Source organism: Niallia sp. FSL W8-1348 (assembly GCF_038006745.1).
In the GTDB taxonomy this organism is placed as follows: domain Bacteria; phylum Bacillota; class Bacilli; order Bacillales; family Cytobacillaceae; genus Niallia; species Niallia alba.
This window is the reverse complement of the sequence record NZ_JBBOVV010000001.1, coordinates 2,838,339-2,850,224: the sequence shown is the minus strand read 5'-3', so window position 1 is coordinate 2,850,224 and position 11,886 is coordinate 2,838,339. Positions and strand designations below refer to the sequence as shown.

The following is an 11,886-nucleotide window of genomic DNA, read 5'->3' as shown; positions in this document are numbered from 1 at the left end:
ATTCGTCTCCTTTATTGTTTCTCCGTTAAGTAAAATATTTTGCTGTTGTAATCGGTAATATGCTCTCTTGACCAGTAATCGCTAGCTCGATCGATATAGTTTCCTGCTAAAATAAGCCCGATTTCCATTAAATCATCGCCATATCGTTCTAAGTCACTATTCACTGTATATAATTTATCTGCTTCCAAACCTTTTAGCTGCAAGCGTTCATATGGTCTATTGGGCTTCGCTAAAACTTCATAGTAGCCAACAATTGCTTCTGTTTTATCTTGGGAAACAACCATCCAAGCTGTTTCGTTATTGGTAAAAGGACTTTGCAGACGGATAAATGTTCCTTGTTGAATCAATTTGCGATGTTTTTTAAAGAAGGCAATATGCTCCTTCATTTTTGCATGCTCTTTTTCAGGCATTTTCGTAATGTCTAGCTCATAACCAAATGTACCGAAATAGGCAACATTTGCTCTTGTATCTAGACTTGTCATTCTGCCAACTTGATGGTTCGGAATTGCTGATACATGGCTTCCAATACTAGATAGCGGATAAACCAAAGACGTACCATATTGAATTTTCAGACGCTCTACCGCATCCGTATCATCACTAGCCCATGCTTGCGGCGCATAATAAAGCATTCCTGGGTCAAATCGCGCCCCGCCACCAGCACAGGATTCAATTAACAGATGTGGATATTTATCTAGCAATCTCTCATATAAAGAATATACGCCTAAAATATAGCGATGGAATACTTCTCCTTGCTGATCCTTTGGCAACGCAATAGAGAAGACTTCGGAAATATAGCGGTTCATATCCCATTTGATATAGTCAATTTTGCTGGCCGAAAGAAGTGCATCCATTTGGGCAAAAATTCCGTCGACAACCTCAGGACGAGAATAATCGAGGACAAATTGGTTTCTGCCATGGGATGTTCTTTTTCCAGGAACATGAATGAGCCAATCAGGATGTTCATTAAAAAGCTTGGTCCCTTTACTGATCATTTCTGGCTCAAACCATAAACCAAACTTTAGGTCTAATGCATGAATTTTCTCTGCTAAGCCTTTGATGCCATTAGGCAATTTATCTTTGTTTTCAAACCAATCACCTAGCGAGGAAGTGTCATCATGCCTTTCCCCAAACCAGCCATCATCTAAAACGAATAATTCGACACCAAGCTCTGCCGCTTTTTTGGCAATATCTAAGATTTTTTCCTCGTTAAAGTCAAAATAGGTTGCTTCCCAGTTGTTAATGAGAATCGGACGCTCCCTATCACGCCATTCGCCTCGAGCAAGTCTTGTACGATAAAGTTCATGGAAGGTCTGGCTCATCCCATTTAATCCTTCATCCGAAAAAACAATAACTGCTTCTGGTGTCTGAAATGCTTCAGTTGGTTTCAATCGCCAAGCGAATTCGAATGGATTGATTCCGAGCATTGCTCTTGTAACTTGATACGTATCTACTTCTACTTGTGCTAAAAAGTTGCCGCTATAAATTAGACTGAAGCCATAAGCTTGGCCTGTATGCTCTGTCGTATCTGGTCGCACCAATGCCATAAAAGGATTATGTTGATGGCTGCTCGCCCCTCTCGCACTAGAGACAGCTTGAATACCTGTTATAACTGGCTTTCTCTCCATATGATTTTCCCTTGCCCAGGCACCATGCAAATGAACAAGTTCAAAGTTCTTATCTGGAAAATCAAGGCTTAAACTCATCGCCGACTCCAAATCATATTCATGCTCTCCGTTGTTTACAAACTTCGCACTGCGAGCAATCGCCTTTCTTCCTGCAAAAATGGTATAAAATAAATGAATACTTATATCAGAATACGTATCTTTTAATACAACTTCTAATGTCTCCGCTTCGTCCATGTTCTCTACATAAGTAGCAGGTAGCCCAGTTAATGCTGGTTTTCCTTCTAGGATGTTATGATGATCGTAACGAAAATCAGAAATTCGATCTCCTTCCGGATAGCGGATTTGCTGAGCTGGCGTACGAAAGTCAGTTGTTCCATAAGAAGGATATTCTTGTCTTATATGTTCTAAGGAAGAGGTATGATCCCCCTCTATTTGGTTATTCGAGGGACGAATCTCTCTTTCTAGTAAGTATTGAAAATTATCACGATGTCTAATTGCTTTGCCAAAATAGAGATGCTCTAGCTGAGATGTTTTTTCTATGACACGAAATAAATAACTAATAAATCCGTTTGTTAAATGAAATTCTAGTGTTTCTTTATTGAACGTAATCATTTTACTCATGATCTAGCAAGAACCCCCTGACTCTATCTCCTAGTTTCGGCAAATATTCATGCCCATACTCTGGGAAGAATATCATCTCTTTTGGTGATGAAATCTGATTGTAGACAGCAAATTGTGTCACTGGCGGGCAAACCCCGTCTTCTAAAGCAATCGCCCACTTTACTTCCGCCTTAATTCTAGGCGCTAAATGCTGTAAATCGATATATTCTAATGTATCGAAAAATTCCTCTTCTCTGTCATGCATTGGATCGCGGAATCGGAACCAATAAGCCAATTCCTCATAAGCAGAAGCGTTAATATCTAACTCAAACACTTTTCGATAATCACTAAGGAATGGATATTGTGCGACGACTTTTATCACTCTCGGTTCAAGTGCTGCACAGGCTAACGATAAAGCTCCGCCTTGCGATGCCCCTTGAACAGAAATCGCCTCTTCATCGACTTCCTCCATGCTCATTAAAATTCTTGCAGCATGAGCAGTATCTAAAAATACACTTCGATAATAAAGGCTTTCTGGTCCTTCTTCGACACCACGAATAATTAACCCTTTTAATGTCGTTCCTTTTGCGGTTGTATTATCTTCTGATTCTCCGCCTTGCCCGCGACAATCCATCGCAAGAACGGCGAATCCCTCTGTTACCCAAGAAAGCTTATCGCCAAAGTCACCGCTGTCCCCATGGTAACCATGGAACATCAGCATACCAGGCACTTTTCCTTCTATTTTCTTCGGTCGGATGTATTGGCATCTTATCTTAGCACCTTTTACACCTGTAAAATATAAATTGTAAAAGTCTGCTGTTTTTGAAGGAATGTCTACTTTTTCTAACTCGTAATCCAAGCTTTGTTCATCCAGCTCTTGCAACGCCTTATCCCAAAACACATCATAATCCGCGGGCTTTCTACCAGAGCCTTTATATTCTCGATATTCATTGATTACCTGCTCTTTTTTCATGAAGGGCACCTCCGCACTGTTATCGCTTTCATTATAATGTATATACTTGAAATTGTAAATGTCTATATTTATTTTAAAAATGTAAAACCAAAACTTTGGGTGATAGCGTTAACTCGCTGGTGTGGCTATTTTATTGGTGATTTTGCTCCCTATTACTTGCCGATTCCACGCTTTTATTTGCGATATCAGCTTCTTTACTTGCGACTTCACCCCTTTTACTTGCGACTCCCACCCTTTTACTTGCAACTCCCACCCTTTTACTTGCAACTCCCACCCTTTTACTTGCAACTCCACTCTTTTTCTTGCGACTCCCACTCTTTTTCTTGCAGTTCACCACCTAATACTCCTTCACTCTTTCGACCCAAAATAAAGAAACTTTTCACAAAAAAGCATAAATAATGTATATCTGCAGAATTATCTGCATTTGTTAGAAGTAACAGATTTGCTTTTAAAGGGGGGCTTTACAGTGGGACGACATTCGAAGAAGTTAATAGTGGTTGATGCGGTAAAGGATTGGGTGATGGATGGGAGAGCGATTTTATTCAGAGTATGAACTGGCGAAATTATTTGATGTGAGTAGGCATACGGTTCGTCTAGCGATGAGAGAGCTGGTTCATGAAGGGTGGCTTTATCGGGAGCAGGGTGTTGGCACTTTTTGCGGCGAGCCTTTTGCTAGTAAGAAAGGCGATAGCAAAACAAATGGGAAAAATATAGGCGTGATGATGACTTATCTTTCCGATTATATTTTTCCATCGATTATCCGCGGAATGGAGACCTATTTGACGGATAGAGGTTATTCTTTAACATTAGTCTGTACGGAAAATGACCATGCGAAAGAACGGCTATGTCTCCGCAATTTGCTTGATTTGAACATGGATGGCCTTATTTTGGAGCCTACTAAAAGCAGTCAATTTAATCCTAATATGGACTGTTATCTTGAACTGGAAGAGCGTAATATTCCGTATTTAATGATTAATCAGTTCTATTCTCAGCTTTCTCCCTTCCATTTAAAAATAGATGATGTCAAAGGAGGATATATGGCAACAGATCATCTGATTCAGCTTGGTCATGAACAAATTCTTGGAATCTTTAAGTCTGATGATTTGCAAGGTGTTCATCGTATGCAAGGCTTTTTGCAGGCAATGCGAAACGGAAAACGGCCAATTAGTCCAGAGCATGTCGTAACCTTTACTACCGAACAATTAAATGACGATTTTACAGAAAAACTTTTGAATACGCTTACAAATAAAAACACAATGCCAACTGCTATTGTTTGTTACAACGATTTTATCGCAATGTCAGTACATAAAGTTTTAGAAAAATTACAATTGTCCGTACCAGAGGATGTCTCTCTCATCGGATTTGATGATGTTAAACCAGCTGGATCAACAAAGATACCATTAACAACCATTGCCCATCCGAAAAGCCGTATGGGGGTTGATGCTGCTAAATGGATTATTGCAGCAGTAGAAGGAAAAGAACTTAATCTATCAAACGAGCCTCCTATTATTTATGAACCAGAACTAGTGATACGTTCGTCAACGGAAGTCGTAAAAAAGAACAGATCCGCCGTGTCCTAACACACGCGGATCTGTCATCCTATAAAGACAACTAACCATCGATTTATATGTAAAAAATACAGAGGATGCAATGGTCAAAGTGAAGGAATTTTGGCAAAAGAAGAGTCGAACTGCGCTGAAGAATGAAGCAAAGGAGCTCTAGTAGTATTTCACTTAAGAAAAAGGCTGTAGTGTTTGTTATTCGAACAAGCACTACAGCCTTTTTGATGTTTGGTGGTGGTGGGAATGATGAAAATTCTATTTTAGCCGAGCCAGAGTCACTTTAATTGGAACGAAAATGTTGGATATCAGCCAAAGTTTTATGTTTTCAGCCAAACTTCAACTCTTATCAGCCAATCTTTCGCTTTTTCAGCCAAACCCATCACGATATCAGCCAAACTCCTCCTCCCCCCATTACTTCCCCAACCGAATCACATTCCAAGATAACTTCGGCAATAAAGCGGCTACTTTTCCATTTTCCACACTCGCATCTCCATTAGAATGCGGGGCAACCGGTTGAGCTTGAACGGAATTTGTTCTTTTTAAATCTGGATTTTCCAGGACTATATGCTCGACCACTTTATATCCATCAAAGTTACGAATATCACATTCTAGCTGTAAACCCTCTTCCTGATCTCTATTAACTGCAAAAATCGTTAACTCTTCTGTTTCTTCATTATAGACTGCCGTAGATTCTAGGAACGAGATATCTGTGAAATCCTTGCTGTCATATTTTGGACTGGAAATAATCGGATTCAATGCAACTCCTCTTCCATAAATAGAAGTATGCATATATGGATAAAAAATAGTTTGTTTCCAAGCAGGACCATTTGCTTCTGTCATGATAGGCGCAATTACATTTACCAATTGAGCAAGACAGGCAATTTTCAACCGGTCTGCATGCTTTAACATTGTAATTAACATACAGCCTACTAAAAGGGCATCTTCAAAATTATAGATATCTTCTAATTGAGGTGGCGCAACAGTCCATGGTTCTATTCTTTTATCTGCCTCTTTGGAGTGATACCATACATTCCACTCATCAAAAGATAAATAAATAGATTTCTTGCTACGTTTTTTTGCCTTGATATAATCCGCTATACTGATGACGGAGCGAATGAAATCATCCATTTCCAGCGAAAGGGCTAAATAATTTCCGATATCATTATCATAATTTCCATAGTATTGGTGGAGCGATATAAACTCTACATGATCATACGTATAATCTAATACTGTCGCCTCCCATTCTGCGAATGTTGGCATACTGCGATTGGAGCTTCCACAAGCAACAAGTTCGATCGATGGATCCACCCATTTCATCACTTTCGCTGCTTCTTGGGCAATTCGCCCATATTCTGCTGCCGTTTTATGGCCAATTTGCCAAGGACCATCCATTTCATTCCCAAGGCACCAGGTTTTTATTTTATGCGGTTCTTTGTAACCATGGCTAATTCGTAAGTCACTGTAGTAGGAGCCACCTGGATGATTACAATATTCTACTAGATTTCTAGCTGCATCGATCCCTCTTGTTCCTAAATTGACCGCCATATTGACTTCAGCATCCACCTTTTTAGTAAAATCCATAAATTCATTTGTGCCAATTTCATTTGTTTCTGTCGTTCTCCATGCAAGCTCTAAACGCTTTGGACGTTCTGCAATAGGTCCAATACCATCTTCCCAATTATAACCAGAAACAAAGTTTCCACCTGGATAACGAATGATTGGCACTTTTAGCTCTTTAATTAGGCCAATGACATCTTTTCTAAAACCTTGTTCATCTGCCGATGGATGTCCTGGTTCATAAACGCCTCCATATACAGCACGCCCAAGATGTTCAATAAAGGAACCATAGATTCTCTTATCTATTTCTGCTACTTTAAAATCCTTTTCAATAATCATTTTTGCCTTTTGACTCAATGGAATCATCCCTTCTGCTGAAAAATTTATATTCCGCCTTACGGAAAAACATTTATAGAAGTAGACTTTTATCCTTTCACTCCGCCAGCTGTCATTCCTTCAATAAAGTAGCGCTGGAAGAAGATATAAAGAATTAGTACTGGAAAAATCGCCATTACCGAACCTGCAATCAATACATCATAATTATTTCCATACGGTGTTAGCAGCGTGGATAAACCGATAGGAAGTGTTAAATTTTCGCTAGATCGTAAAACAATAAGTGGCCATAAGAAATTATTCCAGCTTCCTAAAGCCTGCAAGATAGCCATTGAAGAAAAAGCTGGCGCCATCAATGGCATCATGACACGAAAATAGATGCCAATTTCCGTACAGCCATCTACACGGGAAGCATCAAGTAAGTCTTTAGGTAAACCACTTGCATATTGCCTGAAAAAGAATATAGGAATAGGAGCAACCACAAAAGGAAGAAATGCCCCAAGCAATGTATCCATTAATCCTAGACTCATTGTTAACTTATATAAAGGGAGCATGATGATTTCCACTGGAATCATCATAACGATTAAGACTAAACCAAAAATGACGTTCTTTCCTTTAAAGTTATATACTGCTAGCCCATAACCAACCATACTTGTGAGTAATAAGCAGGATAAAGTTGATATAATCGTAATCACAATACTATTTTTATACCAAATAAAATAGTCCGTATCCCCAGTAAATAAAAAGGAGTAGTTGTTTAAAGACAAAAGCTCTGGCTGCAACTTCAAATTCAGTCCAAATCTTAATATCTCTGTGGATGGTTTTAATGAGCCAAGAACAATAGCAAACAAAGGAAATAAGGCAAAAACGCTAATGACAAGGAATAACAGAAAGAGTAATATCGATGTTAACTTCTTGCCTTTTCTTGCAGGATTCATCTACTGTTCCTCCTTTCTGAACATCCCAAAGAACTTTAATTGAATAAAGGTAATGATAAAAGTGATCACCAATAATGTAATGCCCACCGCAGAGCCAAATCCTAAGTTATTTTGTTCAATTCCCTTCTGATAAAGATAGCCAACGATTGTTAAACCAATATTATTGGGGGAGCGATTGCTTCCATATAACATATAGCTTTCTGCAAACATGGAAAGTCCACCATAAATACTAATCGTAAAAACATAAATAGATATTGGCTTTAATAGAGGTAGGGTAATATGTGTGAATTTCTTCCAAGTAGATGCTCCATCTACTTCTGCTGATTCGTAAAGTTCTTTTGGAATATTTTGCAGACCTGCTAAGAAATAAAGAATATTGATCCCCATCCACTTCCATGTAGCAAGCACAACAAGCACAAACATACTTGTTCCAGCATAATTAAGCCAAGCTCTTGGCTCTAATCCAAAAGTAGAAAGAATGGAGTTTAATAGTGCTCCATCTTGGCCTCCAAAAATGAGACGAAAGATAATTCCAGCTACTACGACAGAGGTTAGCGCTGGTATAAATGTGACGGATCGGAAAAAATTTTTCGCAAACATTAATTTTGAGTTTAGTAGTACTGCCAATATCAATGGCAATGGGATAAGAATACAAAGAGTCAATAACGTATATATCGTGCTATTTTTTATTGCTGTTAGAAAGGTAGAATTCCATAACCCTGCATAGTTTTCTATACCGATGAAAGTAGTTTGGCCTGGCAATACTTCTTGGAAACTCATAATAAAAGTAGATACTACCGGGTAGGCAAAAAAGATAGCAAAAGAAATAATAAAAGGTAGAACAAAAAAATATGGAGCTGCTTTTTGTGAATATAATAGATTAGTACGTCTCTTTTTCCCAAGCTGCTTTCCTATACTTCCCTTATCCATGTACCCTCCTCCTATCTTTTTTTATAGGGAGTATTCAACAATCAAACACCCCCTCATTTGTAAAATTTATTCTAATTCCTTCTGGGCCTCTTCTAGAACTTGCTGTGGATCCTTCCTATCAATCAGTGTTTGAAAGAGTATTGTTGTTTTAACCGCATTTGAAACGTCTGGTGTTTTTTCACCGATATTTACTCCTTCGATTTCATCTTCTACCTCAAGTAATGTATCAAAAATATTCGGACCAAAATATTCCGTAAACTGGTTGGATTCCTTCAACTCTGGTAATTCCCAAACGTCTGTGCGAATAGGATCAAATCCTAATAACTGCCAAATCTTGATATTCCCTTCTTTTGATAGCTTTGCATAGGCGAGGAATTTTTTCGCAAACTCAGGATGTTCTGATTGATTGGTTACTACTGTCCCTGTTCCACCCATTCCGGCTGATCTTGGAGAGCCTTCTTTCCATGATGGCATTGGTCTAATGATTATTTTCCCTTTCAAATCTGGCATATAATCTGTGAATCTTCCCATATACCACATTGGCATCCAAACAGAAGCAGCACCCCCATTATTCATGAAACCATAATACTCTTCAGCATGGTGATCATTACCGGGTGCTGGAATAGCAATACCTTCTTTTACTAATTCTTGCTGGTATTTTAATACGTCGACAATGCGCGAATCAGTTAGATTGACGTTGCCATTATGGTCTAATAAATCATCATTTCCCTCTAGTTGAGCAACCTGTGGCCAAAAGGACCATTGATCCTCCACATCAAGTGTTGTCATTGGTATACCTGTTTTCTCCACAACCAATTTTCCTGCTTCTTTAAAATCTTCCCATGTGACGATATCATCTGGATTTACACCGGCTTTATCCATTATTTCTTTGTTATAATAAATAACAGCTGCCCCAACATGAAAGTCTATTCCATAGGTGACTCCATCCTTCGAATAAATATCTAGTCTAGATTGCACGACATTTTCTCTTTCTGGATCGACCACATCATCCAATGGTAAAATCTGAGGTGTTCCTTTTAAAAAGTTACCAAATTTACTAATTTCTATATCGGAAATATCTGGAGCCCCTTTTCCTGATTGCAAGGCGACAAGTAATTTATTATGCAAGTCTTCATATGGATACGTATTTACCTTAATGCTGATTTGATCGTCTGGATTTTCTTCATTCCACATTTCCGCCATTTTTTCATAATACTGTCCATGCAATTCATTAAAGGTCCATAATTCTACTTTTGTCCCCTTTCCCTCATTGGAGTAGCCTGAGTTAGAACTATCCTTATTACAGCCAGCTAAAAATACGGAGAATACAAGCAGCATGACAAGAAAAGCAAACATACTCTTTTTCATTTTTTATCCCCTCTTAGTTTGTTTTTATGCTAACCCTTATTAGGATTTAAGCCATGGCTAAAAGCTGTTCTTTATTTTAGATTTGTTTAAATTGATTTACATGTTTACATAGTATTAACTAAATTAAAGTTTAATGAATACGTTTTCATTTTTCGTTCAATTGGCATAGAATTTATGTAATATTTTAATATTCTTCTTCATCCAACGTCTATTCCTAGTTCCATAAGCTTGACCCTTTTCATTATTTAAAAGAAATATCTGTTCTTCTAAGTCAAAAGAACGAATTTATCTTTTTCCTTCTTTTTAACAAAACCTAAAACATATGATTTAAAAAGAGGTTAATCCTTTTAAATCTAGCAAACTTCAAAATATAAAGGAGGTCATTTACAATGTTTACTAATCCTCTTATTAATAAAATCTACTCCCTTTCCAATTGGATAGTAAAAATATGCTATGTGAACCTATTATGGGGGATCTTTATGCTAGTGGGATTGATTGTATTTGGGTTTTTCCCCGCTACGGTTGCGCTGTTTACTGTTTGTCGGAAGTGGGTGTTGGGGGATCGCGATATCTCTATTTTTTCAACCTTTTGGAGTGCGTATAAAAAGGAATTTATCCCGAGCAACCTTTTAGGAGCTCTTCTGCTTTTTATCGGGCTTGTCCTATATGCTGATTTACTAATGATTCAACAAACTACTATTATCGTTCTACATTATTTGTATGTCCCGCTCCTTCTTATTTGTGGGTTATACCTATCTACTATCCTTTCTTTTTTTCCAATGTACGTTCATTATGATACTAAAGGGTTCCAGCTGATTAAAAATGCCTTTCTTATTGGCTTCATTGCACCTATCTCTTTTGTGAAGCATATCATCGGTCTTGGAACCATTAGCTATTTATTCATTACATTTCCTGGATTTGTTCTTCTCTTTGGCGGATGTATCCCAGCTCTTTACATGATGTGGGTTGCCAACTCGGCCTTTACACAATACGAAAGGAAAAGAGCTATTCAACAACAAACTTAAGGATGTGATGTCATGATACATATTAAAGATTTACGTTCTGGTATTCCTATTTTCAAGGCATTAAGCTCTGAAATACGGGTTGAAATCCTTTCATTACTAACGAAAAATGGAAGTCTTAATTTAAATGAGATTGCTCAAAAATTAAACTTGTCCAATGGGGCTGTAACCATGCACATTAAAAAACTAGAAGAGAGCGGAATAATCGATGTATCAACGGCTGTTGGCAAACATGGTATTCAAAAAATTTGCTATTTAAATGAGAATCTACTTACAGTTGAGCTGCAAAACAATAAAAGTGAAAATTATTATGAATATGAAATAAAGGTGGGGCATTATTGCGATTATTTGGCGGAAGCAACATGTGGACTTGCTACAAAGGACAGCATTATTGGAGAATTTGATGATCCTCGCTATTTCGCAGATCCAGAACATATAAAAGCAGGCATCGTATGGTTAACGAAAGGCTTCTTAGAATACCGCATCCCCAATTACTTAAAAAAAAATCAAGACTTTAAGGAAATCCAATTCATTTTTGAAATAGGCTCAGAGGCACCTTATTATAATAACAATTGGCCTTCTGACATCGTTTTTTCCTTAAATAATAAGGAGCTAGGGAAATGGACGTCGCCTGGAGACTTTGGGGGAGAAAAAGGAGTCTGTACTCCTGCATGGTGGCCACCCCATTTAAACCAATATGGCTTACTAAAATTATTGCGCATCAATGAACACGGCACCTTTATCGATGGCTGCCGCATCTCCAATGTCACCATTTCCGATATTATATTAGATCAAAAATCAGACATTAAATTCCGCTTAGCAGTAGCCGATCAAGGAAACATCGGCGGACTTACCCTATACGGAAAAAACTTCGGCAATTACAATCAAGACATCATTGCGCGAATTATGTATGAGATTGTGAGCTGATTAGAAGATTAGTGAGTCCTAGTACGAGACTCCTAGAATGAAATTAACCTA

10 protein-coding genes are annotated in these 11,886 nt (G+C 38.0%); 3 read left to right on the top strand and 7 right to left on the bottom strand.

Going from position 1 to position 11,886, the window contains the following annotated elements; genetic code table 11:
* Positions 1–11 precede the first annotated feature (11 nt).
* The 3 genes from NST60_RS13605 to NST60_RS13595 form a co-directional block, all read right to left on the bottom strand.
* Complete coding sequence (locus NST60_RS13605) at positions 12–2,246, bottom strand: alpha-galactosidase (RefSeq protein WP_341098982.1); 2,235 nt, start codon at positions 2,244–2,246, stop codon at positions 12–14.
* The gene (locus tag NST60_RS13600) at positions 2,239–3,198 is read right to left on the bottom strand and encodes an acetylxylan esterase (protein ID WP_212118070.1); all 960 of its coding nucleotides are present in this window, start codon (positions 3,196–3,198) and stop codon (positions 2,239–2,241) included. The genes NST60_RS13605 and NST60_RS13600 overlap by 8 nt, the downstream gene beginning before the upstream one ends.
* Before the next feature lie 130 nt (positions 3,199–3,328).
* Positions 3,329–3,532, bottom strand: a complete 204-nt coding sequence (locus NST60_RS13595) for a hypothetical protein (RefSeq protein ID WP_341098980.1) — start codon at positions 3,530–3,532, stop codon at positions 3,329–3,331.
* 190 nt (positions 3,533–3,722) lie between these two features.
* On the opposite strand from NST60_RS13595, the gene NST60_RS13590 reads away from it, so the two are divergent.
* Complete coding sequence (locus NST60_RS13590) at positions 3,723–4,778, top strand: GntR family transcriptional regulator (protein WP_341098979.1); 1,056 nt, start codon at positions 3,723–3,725, stop codon at positions 4,776–4,778.
* A gap of 393 nt (positions 4,779–5,171) precedes the next feature.
* Here NST60_RS13590 and arfA read toward each other — a convergent pair whose 3' ends face one another.
* The 4 genes from arfA to NST60_RS13570 all read right to left on the bottom strand — a co-directional run bounded on the left by arfA (position 5,172) and on the right by NST60_RS13570 (position 9,886).
* Positions 5,172–6,683 carry an arabinosylfuranosidase ArfA gene (arfA, locus tag NST60_RS13585; RefSeq protein WP_341098978.1) on the bottom strand — a complete coding sequence of 504 codons (1,512 nt, stop codon included), beginning with the start codon at positions 6,681–6,683 and terminating at the stop codon, positions 5,172–5,174.
* A 59-nt stretch (positions 6,684–6,742) separates the two neighbouring features.
* Positions 6,743–7,588 (bottom strand): carbohydrate ABC transporter permease, encoded by an 846-nt coding sequence (locus tag NST60_RS13580; protein WP_016203348.1) that lies wholly within the window; start codon positions 7,586–7,588, stop codon positions 6,743–6,745.
* On the bottom strand, positions 7,589–8,518 hold the full coding sequence (locus NST60_RS13575) for a carbohydrate ABC transporter permease (protein ID WP_212118059.1): 930 nt from the start codon (positions 8,516–8,518) through the stop codon (positions 7,589–7,591).
* 66 nt (positions 8,519–8,584) lie between these two features.
* Positions 8,585–9,886 carry an ABC transporter substrate-binding protein gene (locus NST60_RS13570; RefSeq protein ID WP_254415839.1) on the bottom strand — a complete coding sequence of 434 codons (1,302 nt, stop codon included), beginning with the start codon at positions 9,884–9,886 and terminating at the stop codon, positions 8,585–8,587.
* A gap of 389 nt (positions 9,887–10,275) precedes the next feature.
* Between NST60_RS13570 and NST60_RS13565 the strand changes: the two genes are divergently transcribed.
* Entirely contained in the window at positions 10,276–10,911 is a 636-nt protein-coding gene (locus NST60_RS13565; protein WP_212118048.1) for a YesL family protein, read from the top strand.
* Positions 10,912–10,923: 12 nt separating this feature from the next.
* Positions 10,924–11,835 carry an ArsR/SmtB family transcription factor gene (locus NST60_RS13560; RefSeq protein WP_016203352.1) on the top strand — a complete coding sequence of 304 codons (912 nt, stop codon included), beginning with the start codon at positions 10,924–10,926 and terminating at the stop codon, positions 11,833–11,835.
* Positions 11,836–11,886 lie beyond the last annotated feature (51 nt).

Excerpts from the sequence above, each read along its gene's own strand:
- NST60_RS13605 (WP_341098982.1), bottom strand. The coding sequence starts at position 2,246 with ATGAGTAAAATGATTACGTTCAATAAAGAAACACTAGAATTTCATTTA.
- NST60_RS13600 (WP_212118070.1), bottom strand. The coding sequence starts at position 3,198 with ATGAAAAAAGAGCAGGTAATCAATGAATATCGAGAATATAAAGGCTCT.
- NST60_RS13590 (WP_341098979.1), top strand. The coding sequence starts at position 3,723 with ATGGGAGAGCGATTTTATTCAGAGTATGAACTGGCGAAATTATTTGAT.
- arfA (WP_341098978.1), bottom strand. The coding sequence starts at position 6,683 with ATGATTCCATTGAGTCAAAAGGCAAAAATGATTATTGAAAAGGATTTT.
- NST60_RS13580 (WP_016203348.1), bottom strand. The coding sequence starts at position 7,588 with ATGAATCCTGCAAGAAAAGGCAAGAAGTTAACATCGATATTACTCTTT.
- NST60_RS13575 (WP_212118059.1), bottom strand. The coding sequence starts at position 8,518 with ATGGATAAGGGAAGTATAGGAAAGCAGCTTGGGAAAAAGAGACGTACT.
- NST60_RS13570 (WP_254415839.1), bottom strand. The coding sequence starts at position 9,886 with ATGAAAAAGAGTATGTTTGCTTTTCTTGTCATGCTGCTTGTATTCTCC.
- NST60_RS13565 (WP_212118048.1), top strand. The coding sequence starts at position 10,276 with ATGTTTACTAATCCTCTTATTAATAAAATCTACTCCCTTTCCAATTGG.
- NST60_RS13560 (WP_016203352.1), top strand. The coding sequence starts at position 10,924 with ATGATACATATTAAAGATTTACGTTCTGGTATTCCTATTTTCAAGGCA.